Genomic DNA, 18,864 nt, shown 5'->3' on the forward strand with positions numbered 1-18,864 from the left:
AAGGTTAGGCGACATTCCGGCACAATAGCGCCATGAGTAAATCTTCCCAATGGGTGGTTGGCCTCAACGCGGTCGCGTCCGCGTTGGAGCACGACGCCAAACATGTGCATGAAGTGCTGCTGGAAGCCGGTAGCAAAAATCCGCGGATTGCGGACATCGAGCAGCAGGCGCGGCGTAAAGAGATCGACGTGCGCCGGGTCACCGCGCAGGCGCTGGATGGCGTGGCCGGTGGATTGCGCCATCAGGGCGCGGTGGCGCGCTATGCGGCCGCGAAAACCTGGGATGAGCACGAGCTAGTAGGCTTGGTTGAAGCGGCCGAAGGGCGCGCCTTGCTGCTGGTGCTCGACGGTGTGCAAGACCCACACAATCTGGGCGCCTGTCTGCGCAGCGCGGCAGCGGCGGGCGCAACGGCGGTCATCATTCCCAAAGATAAAGCGGTGCAGCTCAATGCCACCGTACGCAAGACCTCGGCGGGCGCGGCAGATATTCTGCCGGTCTTCAGTGTGACCAATCTTTCCCGCACACTGCGTGATCTGCAAAAAGCCGGTGTTTGGATTTATGGGTTAGCGGGTGAAGCCGAGACCTCGCTGTATGCGCTGGACCTCACCGGCAATGTGGCGTTGGTGATGGGCAGCGAGGGCGATGGCATGCGCCGCCTGACCCGCGAGAACTGCGATCAGCTGGTGAAAATACCGATGCCCGGCGGCTTTGAAAGCCTCAATGTCTCCGTGGCAACCGGGGTTAGCCTCTTTGAAGCGGTGCGCCAGCGAGGCTAAAAGCCCCTAACGCAGACATGTGAAGAAGAGTTTCCCTTCTTACCTGAACGTGCGCTAACATCGCATGGCGATCGCTCGCGACAACAAACAACAACAACACTTATGACACACGGGGAATCCATGTCAAAATCGCAGTCTTTGCAGGACCCATTCCTGAACGCTTTGCGCCGTGAGCGCGTCCCGGTTTCAATCTATCTGGTCAACGGCATCAAGCTGCAGGGGACGATTGAATCGTTCGACCAATTTGTTGTGCTGCTGCGCAATACCGTCAGCCAGATGGTCTATAAGCACGCCATTTCCACCGTGGTACCTGCACGCAATGTGCGTTTGGGGAGTGCTTCCGGGCAGGGCGGTGAAGACGCGGCGGCAGACGATTCTGAATAATCGATGCGGGGCTTGTAAATGCGGGAACATGCCCGCATTTACACGGTAATGCCAACTCAACTGTTTGACCGTTCGCGCGGTGGCGAGAACGCACTGCTGATCCAACCCTATGCCGGAGGCCCGCCGGCGGAAGGTGTGTTGGAAGAATTTACTGAACTGACGCGCTCGGCAGGGGCCAGCGTGCTGGCTACTTTGAACGCACGGATTGATAAGCCGAACCCGTCGATTTTGATCGGCACAGGGAAGCTGGAAGAAGTCAAAGCCGCCTGCGACGCGGTGGGTGCGGACTTGGTGCTCATCAATCACGCGCTCACACCCATCCAAGAGCGTAACTTGGAGCGCGCGCTGGAGCGCCGCGTGGTGGACCGCACGGGGCTGATTCTCGATATCTTCGCCCAACGTGCGCGCAGCCATGAGGGCAAGCTGCAAGTGGAACTTGCCCAGTTGCGGCATATGGCTACACGCTTGGTGCGCGGCTGGACCCACTTAGAGCGCCAGCGTGGCGGCTCGATTGGCCTGCGTGGGCCGGGTGAAACCCAGCTAGAAACCGACCGCCGCCTGCTGCAAAAACGCGTGGAAATGTTGCAAAAGCGTTTGGAGAAAGTGGATGTGCAGCACGCGCAAATGCGCCGTGCGCGTGTGCGCAGCGAACTGCCGCGCGTGGCCTTGGTGGGCTATACCAATGCCGGGAAATCCACACTGTTCAATGCCTTAACCGGCGCGGATGCCTATGCCGCGGATCAGCTCTTTGCCACGCTTGACCCCACCGTGCGCCGCATCGAACTGCCGGGTGGCAATGTGGTGCTGGCCGATACCGTAGGGTTTGTGCGCGATCTTCCGCACGAACTGGTGGCGGCGTTTCGTTCGACCTTGAGCGAAGCGCGTGAGGCCGATCTTTTGCTACACGTCATCGACGCCGACGACCCGCTGCGCGATGAGCGCATGGCGCAGGTGGATGAGGTGCTGCATGACATCGGCGCAGGAGATATTCCGCAGCTGCTGATTTTCAATAAGATTGACCGTATTGAAGGCGCGCTGCCGCGTTTGGATCAGCGCGAAACCGATTATTCCGCCGTCTGGCTGTCTGCGCGCGAGCGGCAGGGGCTGGAATTACTCAATACTGCGCTGGAGCAGCGGCTTGGGCTGCAGCGTGTGGCGGGTCAAATTAGCCTTCCGGTAGATGCCGGGCGGCTGCGTTCGCGGCTGCACGCCATTGCGGCTGTGCGCGCCGAATGCCACGAGGCCGACGGCTGGCAACTCACCGTTGATTTACCACTCGCCGACGCCATGCGGCTTGCCGCACAACCGGATGGCTTACCCTTACGTTCACTTTTGCCGACAGAAATACCGGCACTTCCCGTAGAATCTCACGCATGACCACACAAAGCAGCGGCCCGCGCGGGCCAAGAGCGGCCTGGATGGCCTGGAATAAACCCGGTGGCGGCGGACGCAACGTCGGCGGCGGGTTTGGACAGTTTCTCAATAAACTGCCGGACTTCGGTGGTGGTGGCGGGCCTTTGCGCTGGGCCGCCATCCTGCTGGGCCTGTGGCTGGTGTTCAACTGTTTCGTGCTGGTGGCCGAACAGCAGCGCGGCGTGGTGCTGCGTTTTGGCCAGTTCGATCGCATCATGCAGCCGGGGCCTAACTTCAAAATGCCGTGGCCGATCGAGCGTGTGATCAAGGTCAACGCCACCCAAATTAAAAATTATGAAGATCGCGTGCCGGTGCTGACTTCCGACGAAAATATCGTAGAAGTGGCGATCAACGTGCAGTACAAGGCCGTGGACGCCAAGCTCTATCTGTTTGGTACGCGTGATGGTGATGAAGTGCTGCGCCAAGCCGCACTGAGTACGGTGCGCGAACTCGTGGGCCGTTCCAAACTGGACACCGTATTGGGCGCGCGCGAACAGCTCTCGGTAGCCGCACGCGACCGGCTGCAAAAATCGCTGGAGGCCTATCGCACGGGGCTTACCGTGACCGAACTCAACCTGCCCGATGCGCGCCCGCCGCAGCAGGTGAAGCCTGCGTTTGATGACGTCAACAGCGCCCAGCAAGATCAGCAGCGTTTGATTTCGGAAGCGCGCGCGTATGCGGCTAAGATTGTGCCGGAGGCGCGCGGCCAAGCGGCGCGCGTACGCACCGTGGCGGAAGGTTATAAAACGGCGGAAATCGCCCGCGCTACTGGTGACGCGGAACGCTTTAGTCTTTTGGTGGCGCAGTATAAAGGTGCGCCGGAAGTGACCCGCAAGCGCCTGTGGCTGGAAACCGTGCAAGACGTGCTGGCCAAGAACCGCAAGGTGGTGGGTGGCGATGGTCGTCAGCTAATTTATGTGCCCATGGACGCGAGCAGTGCCACGCCTGCGCCGCAGGCTCCCGTGGTGCTGCCGGATATGACCGGGTCCGCACCGCAAGCGACAACCCAAGACAATAACCCGGCGCGGCCGGGGCGCAGTGGCCGCTCGACCGGCCGTGATGAGGTGGTGCGATGAGATTTCATGCCTGGATGGCCGGTGCGGTAGCGGCGTTGATGCTGCTGATGGGCTCGGTGTTTGTGGTGAATGAAGGCCATACCGCCATCGTGTTGAATTTAGGCCGCGTGTCGCGGGTGAATCTGCAGCCGGGGCTGCATTTCAAGTGGCCGCTAGTGGAGTCGGCACGGGTGTTTGATAAACGTCTGCAGGTGCTGCCTGCGGAGCCGGAACGCTACCTGACCTCCGAACGTAAAGACGTCAGCGTGGATTTCTTTGCCGTGGGCCAGATAGAAGACGCGCGCGCCTTCTATCGTGCGACTGGCGGCGATGAGTCGGCGGCCATTGCCCGCCTTGCCCCCATCATCAAAGACGCACTGCGTAATGAGATCAACGCGCGCACCTTGCAAGAGGCGGTGTCGGGCGACCGCACAACGATTGTCAAAAGTCAGCTGGGGATTATCAACCGCGGCGCTTCCACCTTGGGCGTGCGCATCTTGGATTTGCGCATCAAACAGTTGGATCTACCTACCGATAGCCGCGTGATCGACGACGTGTATAACCGCATGCGCGCCCAGCGTCAGCAGGTAGCCAGCCGTCTGCGCGCCGAGGGTGAAGAGCAGGCTAATGAAATCCGCGCCGGTGCCGACCGTGATCAGCAGGTGATCTTGGCCGAAGCCGAACGCGATGCACAAAAATCGCGCGGTGAAGGGGACGCGGAAGCGGCGCGTATTTATGCCGAAGCGGCCAACCGTGATCCAAGCTTCTACGCCTTCCAGCGTAGCCTTGAGGCATATCGCAAGGCGTTCTCCAATAACGATAGCGTGATCGTGCTGGAGCGCAATGATCCGTTCCTGCAATACATGCGCAGCGATCGTTAATGTATGAGCGACCTCTGGGCCGCACTGTGTTTAGTCGCGATTATTGAGGGGCTGCTACTGTTTGCAGCCCCAGCGGCGTGGAAGCGCACCGTTGAGCAAATGCTGGCGCTGAGCGATGAGCAGGTTCGGCGCTTTGGCGGCGTTATTTTAATGCTGGGGCTGATCTCGCTTTGGCTGGTGCGTGGAAGCTGAACGCCGCCATTCGCCGCCGCGATTGAAAGCAGGTAGAATGCACAAAAGCCGGGGTTCGCCTCGGCTTTTTCCGTGTTTGGCGCTTGCTAGCTGCCTCTCGCCCCGATGGCGGGATGGCGTCAAAGTGAGGAGCGCTTGATACACCCATCCAGTGGCCCCGATGGCCGCGAGAAAACAGGAGTATGGCCATGGGCCAGTCAGTCGTCGTGTTAGGCGCCCAATGGGGCGATGAAGGCAAGGGTAAGATCGTTGATCTGCTCACCGAAGATATCGGCGCGGTGGTGCGCTTTCAGGGCGGGCATAACGCTGGCCATACGCTGGTTATCAATGGTAAGAAGACGGTGCTGCACCTGATCCCGTCCGGCATCCTGCGCGATGGCGCGCTGTGCCTGATCGGTAATGGTGTGGTGATTTCGCCTGCCGCACTGCGTAAAGAAATTGATGAATTAGAAGCGGCGGGTGTGGAAGTGCGCTCGCGCTTGAAAATCTCCCCAGCCGCGCCGCTGATCATGCCGTATCACATCGCGTTGGATCAGGCGCGTGAGAAGGCCGCAGGCGGCAAGGCGATTGGCACCACCGGGCGCGGCATTGGCCCGGCCTATGAAGATAAGGTGGCGCGCCGTGGTATCCGTATCGCCGACCTGCATTACCCCGAACAGCTGGCGGAAAAATTGCGCGCGGCGCTGGACTACCACAACTTCGTGCTGACCAAGTATCTGGGCGTTGAAGCGGTGGACTTCCAGCAGACCTTGGATGAGGCGCTGGAATTTGGCAAATACGTGCAGCCGATGAAGTCCGACGTGGCGGGCATTTGCCACGAACTGCGCAAGGCCGGTAAGCGCGTGCTGTTTGAAGGCGCACAGGGCGCGCTGCTGGATATCGATCACGGCACTTACCCCTACGTCACCAGCTCCAATACCACGGTGGGTGGCGCGCTGGCCGGTGCGGGCGTGGGTGCAGATGCCATCGACTATGTACTGGGTATCGCCAAGGCGTATGCCACCCGTGTTGGCGGTGGCCCGTTCCCCACCGAGCTCGATGATGAAGTGGGCCAAGGCATTCGTGATCGTGGCGCGGAATACGGTGCGTCCACCGGGCGGCCACGCCGCTGCGGTTGGATGGATATCGTGGCACTGAAGCGTGCTGTTGCCATCAATGGCATCTCCGGCCTGTGCATCACCAAGCTCGACGTGCTCGACGGCATGGAGAAGCTGAAGGTCTGCATCGCTTACGAATACCACGGCAAGCGCAGCGAGTACGCACCGCTGGACGCACAGGGTTGGGACGAATGCACGCCGGTGTATTTGGAGTTCCCAGGCTGGAGCGAGAATACCCACGGCGTGACCGAGTGGGACAAGCTGCCGGCCGCTGCCCGCGCCTACCTGCGCGCGCTGGAAGAGCTGGCGGGCTGCCCAATCTCTATTGTCTCTACCGGCCCGGATCGCGACCACACCATGGTGCTGCGCGATCCATACGCCTAAAACGGGCATACGCGGTGGTATGCTTGCACCATGCAGCATGCCACCGCCACCACGTTTCCCTTCCCGAACGCTCGGGCCTCTCTTGCGCCGCAAGGCTTCTCGCGAGAGGAGCTGGCCAATGCGCTGACCCACGGTGTGGGGGCTGCAGCCGCACTCGCGGCCGGTGCGGTACTCATCACTTTAGTGGCCATTTACGGGGATGGCTGGCAGCTAGCCGGGGCCATTGTGTTTGGTGTGGCGCTGTTGCTGCTGTACACCGCTTCAACGCTGTACCACGCCTTCACCAATCCGGTGCTTAAAGGGCGCTTAAAGGTTTTTGACCACTGCGCGATCTATCTCTTGATCGCAGGCACCTACACGCCGTTCACCTTAGTCGGCTTGCGCGGCCCGGTGGGTTGGTGGCTATTCGGCACTATTTGGACGCTGGCGCTGGCAGGGGTGGTGTTCAAACTTTTTTACACGGGGCGCTTCAAAAAGCTCTCAACGCTGATTTATATCGGCATGGGCTGGCTGGTAATTCTTGCGGTAAAACCCATGCTGCACGCGCTGGGCACCGCGCCACTGCTGTGGCTGCTGGGGGGGGGCGTGGCCTATACCGCTGGGACATTCTTCTATATGCGTCCGCAACTGCGTTATTCGCACGCGATCTGGCATGGTTTTGTGATTCTAGGTAGCGTCTGCCATTACGCTGCGGTGATGCTGCACTTGCTCTAATTTCATTTCGCTATGCCGTGACTTCTGGCAGTGCGTGCGCTGATTTTTTCGCAGGATCATTGAGCCCTTGTGCTTTCACATAGGGGTTGCCATGCGTCGTATTCTTTCTACAGCAATTGCGTTGGCGCTGGTTAGCGCGACAGGTGCGGTGTGCGCACAACAACTGGGCCATGCACCCACGTTAACAGAGGTCACCACCCAGCTTCCACGCGATGTTGCGCCGGTGCATTATCGCCTTGAAGTTACGCCGCATGCCGAGGCCATGACGTTTGATGGCAATCTCAAAATTGAACTGAACGTGCTTGTGCCGACCAACACCATCGTGTTGCAGGCGGTGGATATGCAGTTTGTGACGAGTGCACTGGTTGATGCAAAAGGCCGTGCGCTGAAAGCAAACGTTACCTTGAATGCAGATGAGCAAACGGCCAGCTTCAAGTTTGAGCAGACGCTTGCGCCGGGCAAATACCAGTTGCTCACCACCTATACCGGAAAAATCGGCACGCAGGCCAATGGCCTGTTTGCGCTGGACTATCCCACCGAAGCGGGTAAGAAGCGCGCACTTTATACGCAGTTTGAAAACTCGGACGCACGCCGTTTCATCCCTTCGTGGGACGAGCCAAACTACAAGGCGACCTTTGACCTAAGTGTGGTGGCCCCCGCCGGGCAGATGGCCGTGAGTAATATGCCGGTGAAAGCCGAAGAAACGCTGCGAAACGGATTGCAGCGCATTACCTTTGAAACCACGCCAAAGATGTCCACCTACCTGCTGTTTTTGGGGCTGGGTGAGTTTGACCGCATCTCCTTGGAAGACGGCGGTGTGGACATTGGCGTAATTACCCAGAAAGGCAAGGTTGAGCAGGCGCGTTTTGCGATGGAAGCCAGCCGCGATGTGCTGCGCGAATACAACGACTACTTCGGGGTGAAATATCCACTTAAGAAGCTCGACAATATCGCCGCACCGGGACGCAGCCAGTTCTTCAGCGCGATGGAAAACTGGGGGGCGATTTTTACCTTTGAATCTTCGATGCTGCTAGACCCAGCAACTTCGAATGTCTTCAATAAACAGACGATCTTTTTGACCGCGGCGCACGAGATTGCCCACCAATGGTTTGGTGATTTGGTCACGATGGCGTGGTGGGATGATTTGTGGCTCAACGAAGGCTTTGCCACTTGGATGGAAGGGCGTACCACGCGCAAGTTGCACCCTGAGTGGGATACATCGGGTGTGGATGCGGCCTACACCAGCCGTGGCCCAATGGGCGGTGATGCCTATGTCACCACCCATCCGGTGGTGCAACATATTGCAACGGTAGAGCAAGCCAGCCAAGCGTTTGACGGTATCACCTATGGCAAAGGCTCTGCGGTGATTTCGATGCTGGAAGATTATGTGGGGGAAGATGCGTGGCGTAATGGTGTGCGTAGCTACATCGCCAAACACGCTTACGGCAATGCGGTGACCGATGCGCTATGGGAAGAAATTGAGCAGGCCGCACCGGGGAAACAATTTATGCAAGTGGCACATGACTTCACATTGCAGCCGGGTGTGCCGCTGATTCGTGCGTCTAGTGTGTGCAAGAACGGTTCAACCGATATGACGTTGGAGCAGGGCGAGTTCACCGTGGACCGCCCAGACAAAACTCCTCTGCGCTGGCGTGTGCCGGTAAGTCTGCGCGGGGGGGATGGCAAGGCCGTAAAAGTATTGGTGGACGGCAAGGCCAGCGTGACGCTACCGGGCTGCGGCCCTGTGTTGGTGAACGCCGGGCAGAAGGGCTATTACCGCACGCTCTACACGCCTGCACAATTCAAAGCGCTGACTGCTTCCTTTGCGCAATTGCCCGTGGTGGATCAAATGGGTGTGTTGATGGATACCGGCGCGCTGTCTGCGGTTGGCCTGCAGCCGCAGGCCGATATGCTGAATCTTGTGCTGCAAGTGCCGCTAGATGCCGCACCAGAAATGTGGCAAATGGTATCGGGTTCACTGGGGGCGCTCGATGATTATTTTGATCAAGATGCAAAGCGCAAAGCAGCCGTTCAAAAGTTTGTCATTGCTAAGCTTTCGCCAAAGTTTCAACAGCTTGGTTGGGAGCAGAAGGAGGGGGACAGCACAGCAGTCAAGCAATTGCGCACAAGCCTGATTAGCACGCTGAGTGGGCTAGGCGATGTGGCCGTATTGGCAGAAGCGCGCCGCCGCTTTGCCGCCTTCTTGCAAGACCCAAAAACACTCAGCCCTGATCTGCGTCGCACGGTGCTGGGTATTGTGGCGTATAACGCCGATGAAGCCACGTGGAACCAGTTGCACACGCTGGCGCAGCAAGAAAAATCGTCCATGCTGCGTGATCAGTACTATGGCTTGTTGGCGCGTGCAAAAGATAAAACACTGGCGCAGCGCGCCTTGGCCATGGCGCTCACCGATGAGCCTGGGGCCACCAATGGCGCTTCGATGATTTCTTCGGTGTCTTGGGAGCACCCGGACATGGCATTTGATTTTGCCGTTGCACACCGTGAGAAGGTCAATACGCTGGTTGATTCCACATCATTGCCACGTTATTACCCAGGGCTTGGTGCAAGTGCGAAAGATCTTGCAATGGTGGATAAGATCAACGATTTCGCAGAAAAGTACATTGCACCCACTTCGCGACGCGATGCAAAGAGCGCCGTCAATGGTATTCAAACCCGGCTAAAACTGCGTGCGCAATTGCTTCCTCAGATAGACGCGTGGTTGAAATCGAAGGGCGTGTAACCCAACCAATTCGATTCCAAAATGAAAAGGCCCCGCGATTTTCTGCGGGGCCTTTGCGTTGGTGCGGTTGTGCCTGCTTGCTTAGAACGTGTATTCCGCTTGCAGGGTGAACGAACGGCCACGCGGGTCGGCGATACGTGCTTCCCAGCCAGCACCATCGCCATCATCCAAATAGCGCAGGGTAAACGGCGGATCGGTATTGAACAGGTTACGAATGCCGAAGGTGAGCTTCATCTTTTCAAACCCAGTCCAGCTCACGCTGTAGTTGTAGATCGTGTAGCTATCCACGTCGCGGCTGTAGTTCGGCGGAACGTAACCGTTGCGGATACCCGGCGGCTGCCAGTCTTTATAGCCATCACGATAAATCTGGGTCAGCATATGTGCCCAATCGCCACGCTGCCAGCCAAATGCAAGCGTGTGCTTCCACTTGATCGGAAGGTTGAAGTAGCGCTCGTATTCGCCTACCAAGTTGTCGCTGTAGGGCAGGCTATCGAAGGTCTTGGTCTTGAACGTGTCGAGGTAATTACCGTTCAAGTGGACGTTCCAGTTGCCACCTGCCAGCTGCCCGCGCATATTGGCATCCAGCTCCACGCCGCGGGTCAACGTGCCGCCGGTGTTGATATAGCGCTGGTCGATTTGGATGATATTGCCGGTGCTATCGCGAATGAAGTTGGAAGCGTACAGCGGGTAGTTTGCGGTCATCGTGGAGAGGTTGAAGCCGCTGCGGATGGTGTTGGTGCGTTCGATTTCCCACCAGTCCACGCTTACGTTGAAGTTGGCGGTGGGCGCGATCACAAAACCAATGCTGCGCTGTTCGGCTTCTTCCGGTTTCAGGTTGGGGTTGCCGCCGGTGACGATGTCGGGGCGAATTTGCACATTGCAGTTGGCCACATCTGGGTCGTACTGGCCGTTCGGGCACTTGGCCGGGTCTGCTAAATCAAGACCGGTGTACTGCGTTTCGGTGATGCCGCGGAATAGTTTGGCAAAGTCAGGCACTTTGAAGCCAGTGCTGTACGCGCCACGGAACACCAGCCAGTCGATCGGTTGCCACTTGAACGAATACTTCGGGTTGGTGGTGCCGCCGAAGCCATCGTAGCGGTCGTGGCGCACGGCAAGGTTGACTTCCAAACTCTTGACGACGGGCAGGTTCACTTCAACAAAGGCCGCTTTCACGTTACGTGTTTTGGGCGACATATAGTTGGATGCATCACCCGGTGCGCCGAACACATAGGCGTTACCTGCAGACCATTCGGCCGGACCGCTGAACTCGTATTCTTCACGACGAATATCCACGCCAACCGCTGCCTGCACATCGTCTTCTGCCCAAAGTTTGAAGCCGAGGCTACCGCTGGCACTGGCATCGAAGGTGGTGGTGGTGGATGCGCCCTTATACAGCAGTAGCCCGCTGGCATCGGCGGCGGCCAAGGCAGCGTAAGCGGCTTGTGATTGGTCTTGCCCCGGCATCAAGAAGGGGTTGAGTAGCCCACTCTTGAGTGCGGCCTTCAGTTGCGGCGTGTAGTAGTAACCGCCTGCAAGGACAGAATCGGCACGGCTTTCTGCGCGTGATAGGCCGATGTCGTAGTCCCAGTTTGCAAAGGTGCCGGTGAAGCCGAATAGCACGCGGTAGGCTTTGGTGGTGGTCTCTAGCTGACGCGGGCCGCAGATCTCACAGCGCCAACGATAGGTAATGGGGGCGCCGTAATTGAGATTGGCTTGGCTGCCGAAGTAACCCAAGATTTGGTTATAGATCGCGTCGTAGGTGGCCTGCGTATTGGCATTGAGCTCATAAGCGTCAAGCTGTGTGGCGCTGGCATTTCTGCTTGAGCTGATTTGCTGGGCTTCGAAATGACGCGTTGAACTCACCTTCGAGGCCATCAGCTCGGCGAAGAACTGGGTGTCATCGTTGATCTTGAAGGTGGCCCGGCCAATGCCTTGCACCGTGTCCACCGGTTGCTGGATGGTGCGTGCGCGGCCGTAGTCCCAGGCGCAGCCGAAGCTGGCGCCGGGGCTGGACCAGACTTTATCGTCATACTGCCCCATCATGTCGCCACCGTTTTCGCAGCCTGCGCCGCCGGGAAGGTCGAGCGTACTGATGGTGGTTTTGGTGAGCCCCGTGACGGGATCTATTAGCCCTCCGCCAATCATGCTGCCGGTGGCACTCACGACGTTGGCAAACGGGGTACCGCGTGTATCGGGTGCTAGGCCGCGATCCGGCTGGAAGCTGTTGGCAAAATCGCGCTGCGAACCCACCAACATCTTGTTTTTCTTGACGTTGACCGCCGCCCATACGTTCCAATGGTCGGAATCAAGGTCGCCCCATCCACCTAATAGACTGGCATGGAAGATATTGCCGCCACCTTGCTGGGTGACGTCGGCACCGGCGGTGGCGGTATAGCCTTGGTAATTATCCCGGGTGATGAAGTTGATTACGCCGCCGATGGCGTCGGTGCCGTACACGGCCGAGGCACCGTCGCGCAGCACTTCTACACGCTCGATGGCGGCAAATGGAATGGAGTTTAAGTCAACCACTTGGCCGGCAAGACCGTGCGCAGCGACGCGGCGGCCATTGAGCAGCACCAAGGTGGCATCTGCGCCTTGGCCGCGCAGGTTGGCACCGGAAACGCCGTTATTGCCACGCGTGCCGGGAGGCGCCACACCACTATTGGCCGCAAGGCTATCAGGCCCGTTACTGGCGACGTTGAGCTGCTGCAGTAGCTGTTCTGCTGAAGTGATGCCTTGAGCATCAATTTCAGCGCGTTGAATAATAGTGATGGGAAGCGCGGTTTCGATGTCGGTGCGCTGGATACGCGAGCCGGTAATCGTAATTTTATCAAGCGTTTTTGCAGCGCCTTCGGCCGTTGTTTTGGCGGTGTCTGCCTGTTGTGCGGCCGCAGGCAAGGCCATGGCGGCGATCAGTGCGATGCAGAGCCTGCGCGGTGTGAGTGTATGGCGAGTGGACATCACTTCCCCCCCGGGGTGTTGTGGAGTAAACAGCGAGAACGCTGCTATTCCTAATCTAACCTTAAATTGCCGTTAATGGAATATGTATTTCGGCATGGCAATTCTGCTGGAATAAATGTTTCTCCGGTAACGGGTGTAGATGCGTCAGAATGCAAAACGGCCCGCTTGCGCGGGCCGTTAATGTTGCAGCGATGTAGGTTGGCTTACGCCTCGTCTTTATACGCATCCACCGGGATGCAGGCGCACATCACGTTCTTGTCGCCGTGCACGTTGTCCACGCGCGCCACCGGCGGCCAGTACTTGACCTGCTTGAGGCTGGCCAGCGGGAACGCCGCCAGTTCCCGGGCGTAGCCGTGGCTCCAGTCGCTGGCGCTGACCTGGGCTGCGGTGTGCGGGGCGTGTTTGAGCGGGTTGTCTTCGCGGTCCAGCTTGCCGCTGATGACGTCTTGGATCTCGGCGTGAATCTGGATCATGGCATCGATGAAACGATCCAGCTCATGCAGCGACTCGGATTCGGTGGGCTCTACCATCAAAGTACCGGCTACTGGGAAGCTCAGCGTGGGCGCGTGGAAGCCGAAGTCGATCAAGCGCTTGGCCACGTCCTCGGCGCTGATGCCGGAGAGTTTCTCCAGCGGGCGCAGATCGAGGATGCATTCGTGCGCCACCAGCCCGTTGCGGCCGGTGTATAGGGTGGGGAAGCAGGCTTCCAAGCGCTTGGCGATGTAGTTGGCATTAAGCATCGCCACTTGCGTCGCCTTGCGCAGGCCGTCACGGCCCATCATCGCGATGTACATCCAGCTGATCGGCAGGATGCTGGCGCTGCCGAAGCTGGCCGCGCTCACCATATTGCCGCCGCCGGTGCCTTCCGTTTTCACGCCGCCTTCGCCGAAGGCCTTGGGCAGGAACGGTGCCAGGTGCGAACGCACCGCGCAGGGGCCCACGCCGGGGCCGCCGCCGCCGTGCGGGATGCAGAAGGTCTTGTGCAGGTTGAGGTGGCTGACGTCACTGCCCCATTTGCCGGGCTTGGCCAGACCGACCAGCGCGTTCATGTTGGCGCCGTCGGTATACACTTGGCCGCCGTGCTGGTGGATGATCTCGCAGATCTCGACCACGTCTTCCTCGAACACGCCGTGGGTGGACGGGTAGGTCATCATGATCGCGGCGAGGTTGGCCGAATGCTTCTCGGCTTGGGCGCGGATGTCGGCGACGTCCACATTGCCGTTGGCGTCGCACTTGGTCACCACCACCTTCATCCCGCACATCTGCGCGCTGGCCGGGTTGGTGCCGTGGGCGGATTCGGGGATCAGGCAGATATTGCGATGCGCTTCGCCACGCGAGGCGTGGTAGGCGCGAATGGCCAGCAGGCCGGCGTATTCGCCCTGCGCGCCTGAGTTGGGCTGCAGGCTGACCGCGTCATAGCCGGTGGCTTCCACCAGCATGGCTTCCAGCCCGCTGATGAGTTCTTGATAGCCCTGCGCCTGCTCGGCGGGCACAAACGGGTGGATATTGCCGAACTCAGGCCAGGTCACCGGGATCATCTCGGCGGTGGCGTTGAGCTTCATGGTGCAGCTGCCCAGCGGGATCATGGTGCGATCCATCGCCAGGTCCTTGTCCGCCAGCGTGCGCAGGTAGCGCAGCAATTCGTGTTCGCTGTGGTAGGTGTTGAACACGGGATGGGTCATGAAGCTGGAGCTGCGCGCCAGTTCGGCCGGAATCAGCGATGGTGCGCTGGCGTCCAGCGCCTCGATCGACGGCAGCGGTTTGCCTTCGCCGAAGATCGTCCACAGCAGTTCCAGATCGGCGCGAGTGGTGGTTTCATCCAGCGAGATGCAGATGTACTCATCCCAAGCCTTGCGCAGGTTGACGCCGTGGGCGCGGGCGCGTTCCAGTAGGGCGTCGGTTTGTGCGCCGGTCTTCAGGCTGATGGTGTCAAACGCGCTGCCGTGGTGGTCTTGCGCGTAACCCAGTTGGGCCAAACCAGCCTTAAGAATGGCGGTGTAGCGGGCCACGCGCTGGGCAATGCGCTTGAGGCCGTCGGGGCCGTGGTAGACGGCGTACATTGCCGCCATCACCGCCAGCAGCACCTGCGCGGTGCAGATGTTGGAGGTGGCTTTCTCGCGGCGGATGTGCTGCTCGCGGGTTTGCAAGGTGAGGCGGTAAGCGGGGTTGCCGGCGGCGTCGATCGACACGCCAATCAAGCGGCCCGGCATCGAGCGCTTGTAGGCATCGCGGCAGGCCATGAAGGCCGCATGCGGCCCGCCGAAGCCAAACGGCACACCGAAGCGCTGGCTGTTGCCGATCACGATGTCGGCGCCCATTTCGCCCGGCGACTTCAGCAGGGTCAGGGCGAGCAGGTCGGTAGCGAAGGTGGCCAATGCGCCGACCGCATGGATTTTTTCCACCTCTTGGCTCCAATCCATCAGCCAGCCGCTGGAAGCGGGGTATTGGATCAGTACGCCAAAAAAATCACCCTTGGAAATGGCGGCGTTCCACTCGTCTTCGGAATTGGCCAGCTCCACGCTCAGCCCCAGCGGCTCGGCGCGGGTTTTCAGCACTTCAAGCGTTTGTGGATGGGTGTCGCCCGATACGAGGAAGGTGTTGGACTTGGACTTGGCGCTGCGCTTGGCCAAGGTCATCGCTTCGGCGCAGGCAGAGGCCTCGTCGAGCAGCGAGGCATTGGCGATGTCCATGCCGGTGAGGTCGGCCACCATGGTCTGGAAGTTGATCAATGCTTCCATGCGGCCTTGCGAAATTTCGGCCTGATACGGGGTGTAAGCGGTGTACCACGCCGGGTTTTCGAGGATGTTGCGCAGGATTACATTCGGCGTATGGGTGCCGTAATAGCCTTGGCCGATGAAGCTCTTGAATACCTTGTTCTTGCCAGCAATAGCGCGGATCTTGTCCAGCGCATCCACTTCGGTCATCGATTCTGGCAGCGCCAGCGGATTGCCGGACTTGATGCTGCCGGGGACGATGGCGTCGGTGAAGGCTTCAAGGCTGTCGTGGCCGACCGTCTTCAGCATCGCCGCGATTTCGGCGTCGTTGGGGCCGATATGGCGTTCGATAAAAGCGTCGTGGTGTTCGAGTGAGCGGAGAGACGGTTGGGTCATGGCGGCATCCGAAGGCGCATGGGCGCAAAAAAGGGGGATGCCCGCTCTGTCCTTTTGCCTGAGAGTTTGAAAGCGCGCGGGTGGGGAGGGGGATTCCGCACGCTTCTTGCCCCTTCGGCGCCGGCGCAAGCCCTGCGGCTGGCCGATCTCTCCAGAGTGTGGTCACACGGCGGTCTGTGGCCTGAGCGATTCCGGGCGGTTGCGCCTTCGGCAGCGCGGCAAACAGGTGTTCGCGCGCTTCTCCCACCGTGCCGCGGAATTATACTTCATACACGGTAGGATCGCCGCCGCTGGCGTCCACACTTTCAAGCCGTACCGGGAAGCCCCAGAGCCGGGTGACGTGTTTGAGCACTTCTTGCGCGTCGGCTGCGTCCAGCGGGCGGTTTTGATAGCGTGCATGGCGCAGCGTCAGGCTGCGATCGCCGCGCAGATTGACATTCCAAACCTGAATATTCGGTTCACGTACGCCGATATCGTATTGCCGAGAGAGCAGTTGCCGCAGCTCGCGGTAGCCGTCTTCATCATGAATGGCACTGATGGTGAGCTGCGGCTGATCAGCATCGTCGTGGATGGCAAACAGGCGCAGATCACGCATGAGCTGCGGGCTTAAGTATTGGCCAATAAAACTTTCATCTTTGAAGTTGCGCATGGCGTAATCCAACGCGGGCAGCCAAGGCGAGCCCGCCAGATCCGGAAACCAGCGCCGGTCTTCTTCGGTGGGTGCTTCACAAATGCGGCGAATATCGCGGTACATCGAAAACCCCAGCGCGTACGGGTTGATTCCGCTGTAAGCAGGGTGGCTGGGCGATGGTTGGTAAATGACATTGGTATGTGAAGACAACCATTCCAGCATCACGCTGTCATGCAGTTGGCCTTCGTCGTAGAGCGCGTTCATCAGCGTGTAGTGCCAGAACGAGGCCCAGCCTTCGTTCATCACTTGGGTTTGCCGCTGCGGATAAAAATACTGCGCGATCTTGCGCACGATGCGCACGATTTCGCGCTGCCAAGGCTCCAAGAGTGGTGCATTTTTTTCGATGAAATACAGTACGTTTTCTTGCGGCTCACGTGGAAAGCGTTCTTCACTTGATGCCGTTGCTTGCTCGGTTTGCGCATTGGGTAGCGTGCGCCAGAGTTCGTTGACCTGCTGCTGTGCATAGCGGCGGTGCTCTTCACGGCGCGCTAGCTCGTCTTGCAGGCTGCGCTTGGACGGGCGCCGATAGCGATCCACACCCACCGTGGCCAGTGCATGGCAGGAATCAAGCAATTGTTCGACGGTATCCAAGCCGTAGCGTTCTTCGCATTTGCTGACATAGTCGCGGGCGTACACCATGTAGTCGATGATCGAAGAGGCATCGGTCCACATGCGGAACAGATAGTTGCCTTTGAAAAAGCTGTTATGCCCATACGCAGCGTGGGCGATCACCAGCGCTTGCATCGCGGTGCTGTTTTCTTCCATCAAATAGCTGATGCAAGGGTTGGAGTTGATGCAGATTTCATACGCCAGCCCCATATGCCCGCGCCGATAGTTGCGCTCGGTAGCAAGAAACGATTTTCCGAAACTCCAATGGCGGTAGTTCACCGGCATGCCCACGCTGGTGTAGGCGTCCATCATTTGCTCGGATGAAATGACTTCCAGTTGGTTGGGGTAGGTATCTAGGCCAAACCGCTTGGCGGTAGCGGCAATTACACTGTGGTAGCGCTCGATCAGCTCGAACGTCCAATCGCTTGGTGCGGGCAGCGGTTCTGTGGGGCGCGGCGGCGGTGGTAGTGGCGTGTCAGGAACGGTGTGGTGGCGGCGCTCGCCGACATTGGCGAGCGTCCAAGGGTTGTCGCCGCGACGGCGTTCGAGAGCTGGATAGGCGCTGGGGTTGATGCTCATGCCGTTGCACCCTCCTTGCGGAAGAGGTCACGGAAGACTGGATAAATTTCACTCACAGCGGTCGCTTTACGAATGGCGAAATTGTCAAACTGTGCGCTGAGTTCGGCGTATTCCTGCCAAAGTGCCTGCTCGTCTTCTACTACTTGCACATAGGCGTAGTAACGCACCAATGGCAGGATGCGTTCGCGCAGCAGTTGGCTGCATTGGCCATTGTCGGTAGAAAAATTGTCGCCATCGCTGGCCTGCGCCACGTAGAGATTCCATTCGGTACTGGGGTAGCGCGCAAGAATGATCTCGTCGAGCAGTTGCAATGCGCTACTGACAACGGTGCCACCGGTTTCGCGCGCGTGGAAAAATTCGTCTTCACTGACTTCGGCAGCCTGCGTGTGGTGGCGAATAAACACCAGCTCGATTTTTTCGTAATGCCTCGTCAAGAAGAGGTACAGCAAAATGAAGAAGCGCTTAGCGAGGTCTTTGCGCGCTTCGTCCATGGAGCCAGATACATCCATCACACAAAACATGACGGCGCGGCTGATTGGAACAGGTACTTTGGTGTGGGCGCGAAAGCGCAGATCGAGCGTATCGAGGTAGGGTGTGCTGCGAATTTTTTGCTGCAGTTGTTCAATCTGCAGTTTGAGCTCCGCCGCTGCATTGCTTTCACCTTGGCCGCTGTCTTGCAAAGCTTGCAACTGCTCTTGCAGTTCTAGTAAATGGCGTTTCGCCGATTTTGAAAGCGCGATGCGCCGCCCCAACGCCTGCCGCATGGTGCGTACAACGGCAAGATTATGCGGCGTACCGTCGGTGCTAAACCCCGCGCGTCGCGTCTTCCACTGCGGTTGGTCACCAATATGGGTGCGCAGCAAATGCGGTAGCTCTAGGTCTTCAAAAAATAGCTGCATGAACTCGTCTTTACTTAGGGTAAAAGTAAAGTCGTCCTCACCCTCGCCTTGATCACTGGCCTGCGAGCCGCTGCCGCCATCATTGTGCTGGCGCTTGATCGTATCGCCACGCACATAGCCCGGGTTGCCCGGGTGCACCATGTCGCGAATGCCGCCTTGGCCGTGGTGAAAACTTGGTTCGCGAATATCTTTGCTGGGGATGTGGATGTTTTCAGATTTTTCGATGTCGCGGATCGACCGCCCTGAGATCGCGCGGCGCGCCGCTTCAGCGATCTGGGCTTTGTAGCGGCGCAAAAAGCGCTCGCGGTTGCCTACCGACTTATTCTTGCCGGAAAGCCTGCGGTCGATGATCTGCAGTGGCATGCGTCAGATCTCCTTG

13 protein-coding genes and 1 riboswitch are annotated in these 18,864 nt (G+C 59.0%); of the genes, 9 read left to right on the plus strand and 4 right to left on the minus strand.

All coding sequences use genetic code 11. The annotated features are described in order from the left end of the window. Positions 1 to 32: 32 nt before the first annotated feature. The 9 genes from rlmB (at position 33) to KUL77_RS05070 (ending at position 9,636) form a co-directional block, all read left to right on the plus strand. Entirely contained in the window at positions 33 to 776 is a 744-nt protein-coding gene (gene rlmB / locus KUL77_RS05030; protein ID WP_297144208.1) for a 23S rRNA (guanosine(2251)-2'-O)-methyltransferase RlmB, read from the plus strand. A gap of 120 nt (positions 777 to 896) precedes the next feature. Then, positions 897 to 1,160 (plus strand): RNA chaperone Hfq, encoded by a 264-nt coding sequence (gene hfq, locus KUL77_RS05035; RefSeq protein WP_297144209.1) that lies wholly within the window; start codon positions 897 to 899, stop codon positions 1,158 to 1,160. A 60-nt stretch (positions 1,161 to 1,220) separates the two neighbouring features. After that, a complete protein-coding gene (hflX, locus tag KUL77_RS05040) occupies positions 1,221 to 2,537 on the plus strand; it encodes a ribosome rescue GTPase HflX (protein WP_297144234.1) in 1,317 nt (438 codons plus the stop codon). Between the two features lie 41 nt (positions 2,538 to 2,578). Further along, entirely contained in the window at positions 2,579 to 3,649 is a 1,071-nt protein-coding gene (hflK, locus tag KUL77_RS05045; RefSeq protein WP_297144235.1) for an FtsH protease activity modulator HflK, read from the plus strand. After that, complete coding sequence (gene hflC, locus KUL77_RS05050) at positions 3,646 to 4,509, plus strand: protease modulator HflC (RefSeq protein ID WP_297144210.1); 864 nt, start codon at positions 3,646 to 3,648, stop codon at positions 4,507 to 4,509. The genes hflK and hflC overlap by 4 nt, the downstream gene beginning before the upstream one ends. A 3-nt stretch (positions 4,510 to 4,512) precedes the next feature. Next, complete coding sequence (locus KUL77_RS05055) at positions 4,513 to 4,701, plus strand: DUF2065 family protein (protein WP_297144211.1); 189 nt, start codon at positions 4,513 to 4,515, stop codon at positions 4,699 to 4,701. 188 nt (positions 4,702 to 4,889) lie between these two features. Then, on the plus strand, positions 4,890 to 6,182 hold the full coding sequence (locus KUL77_RS05060) for an adenylosuccinate synthase (protein WP_297144212.1): 1,293 nt from the start codon (positions 4,890 to 4,892) through the stop codon (positions 6,180 to 6,182). Positions 6,183 to 6,212: 30 nt separating this feature from the next. After that, entirely contained in the window at positions 6,213 to 6,896 is a 684-nt protein-coding gene (locus KUL77_RS05065) for a hemolysin III family protein (RefSeq protein ID WP_297144213.1), read from the plus strand. A gap of 91 nt (positions 6,897 to 6,987) precedes the next feature. After that, entirely contained in the window at positions 6,988 to 9,636 is a 2,649-nt protein-coding gene (locus tag KUL77_RS05070) for a M1 family metallopeptidase (protein ID WP_297144214.1), read from the plus strand. 81 nt (positions 9,637 to 9,717) lie between these two features. Here KUL77_RS05070 and KUL77_RS05075 read toward each other — a convergent pair whose 3' ends face one another. The 4 genes from KUL77_RS05075 to KUL77_RS05090 form a co-directional block, all read right to left on the minus strand. After that, the gene (locus KUL77_RS05075; RefSeq protein WP_297144215.1) at positions 9,718 to 12,597 is read right to left on the minus strand and encodes a TonB-dependent receptor; all 2,880 of its coding nucleotides are present in this window, start codon (positions 12,595 to 12,597) and stop codon (positions 9,718 to 9,720) included. 203 nt (positions 12,598 to 12,800) lie between these two features. Then, on the minus strand, positions 12,801 to 15,707 hold the full coding sequence (gene gcvP, locus KUL77_RS05080) for an aminomethyl-transferring glycine dehydrogenase (protein WP_297144216.1): 2,907 nt from the start codon (positions 15,705 to 15,707) through the stop codon (positions 12,801 to 12,803). 36 nt (positions 15,708 to 15,743) lie between these two features. Further along, positions 15,744 to 15,872: riboswitch (glycine riboswitch) on the minus strand. 94 nt (positions 15,873 to 15,966) lie between these two features. Next, on the minus strand, positions 15,967 to 17,586 hold the full coding sequence (locus KUL77_RS05085) for a SpoVR family protein (protein ID WP_297144217.1): 1,620 nt from the start codon (positions 17,584 to 17,586) through the stop codon (positions 15,967 to 15,969). Then, entirely contained in the window at positions 17,583 to 18,848 is a 1,266-nt protein-coding gene (locus KUL77_RS05090) for a YeaH/YhbH family protein (protein ID WP_297144218.1), read from the minus strand. Before KUL77_RS05090 ends, KUL77_RS05085 begins: the two co-directional genes overlap by 4 nt. Positions 18,849 to 18,864: the final 16 nt, after the last annotated feature.

Origin of the sequence: Thermomonas sp., from assembly GCF_019104945.1 — a bacterium.
In the GTDB taxonomy this organism is placed as follows: Bacteria; Pseudomonadota; Gammaproteobacteria; order Xanthomonadales; family Xanthomonadaceae; genus Thermomonas.

What these genes read in the sequence shown, in the direction of transcription:
- hflC (WP_297144210.1), top strand. Translation starts at nt 3,646, where the DNA reads ATGAGATTTCATGCCTGGATGGCCGGTGCGGTAGCGGCGTTGATGCTG.
- rlmB (WP_297144208.1), top strand. Translation starts at nt 33, where the DNA reads ATGAGTAAATCTTCCCAATGGGTGGTTGGCCTCAACGCGGTCGCGTCC.
- KUL77_RS05085 (WP_297144217.1), bottom strand. Translation starts at nt 17,586, where the DNA reads ATGAGCATCAACCCCAGCGCCTATCCAGCTCTCGAACGCCGTCGCGGC.
- gcvP (WP_297144216.1), bottom strand. Translation starts at nt 15,707, where the DNA reads ATGACCCAACCGTCTCTCCGCTCACTCGAACACCACGACGCTTTTATC.
- KUL77_RS05070 (WP_297144214.1), top strand. Translation starts at nt 6,988, where the DNA reads ATGCGTCGTATTCTTTCTACAGCAATTGCGTTGGCGCTGGTTAGCGCG.
- hfq (WP_297144209.1), top strand. Translation starts at nt 897, where the DNA reads ATGTCAAAATCGCAGTCTTTGCAGGACCCATTCCTGAACGCTTTGCGC.
- KUL77_RS05075 (WP_297144215.1), bottom strand. Translation starts at nt 12,597, where the DNA reads ATGTCCACTCGCCATACACTCACACCGCGCAGGCTCTGCATCGCACTG.
- KUL77_RS05090 (WP_297144218.1), bottom strand. Translation starts at nt 18,848, where the DNA reads ATGCCACTGCAGATCATCGACCGCAGGCTTTCCGGCAAGAATAAGTCG.
- hflK (WP_297144235.1), top strand. Translation starts at nt 2,579, where the DNA reads ATGGCCTGGAATAAACCCGGTGGCGGCGGACGCAACGTCGGCGGCGGG.
- KUL77_RS05060 (WP_297144212.1), top strand. Translation starts at nt 4,890, where the DNA reads ATGGGCCAGTCAGTCGTCGTGTTAGGCGCCCAATGGGGCGATGAAGGC.
- KUL77_RS05065 (WP_297144213.1), top strand. Translation starts at nt 6,213, where the DNA reads ATGCAGCATGCCACCGCCACCACGTTTCCCTTCCCGAACGCTCGGGCC.
- KUL77_RS05055 (WP_297144211.1), top strand. Translation starts at nt 4,513, where the DNA reads ATGAGCGACCTCTGGGCCGCACTGTGTTTAGTCGCGATTATTGAGGGG.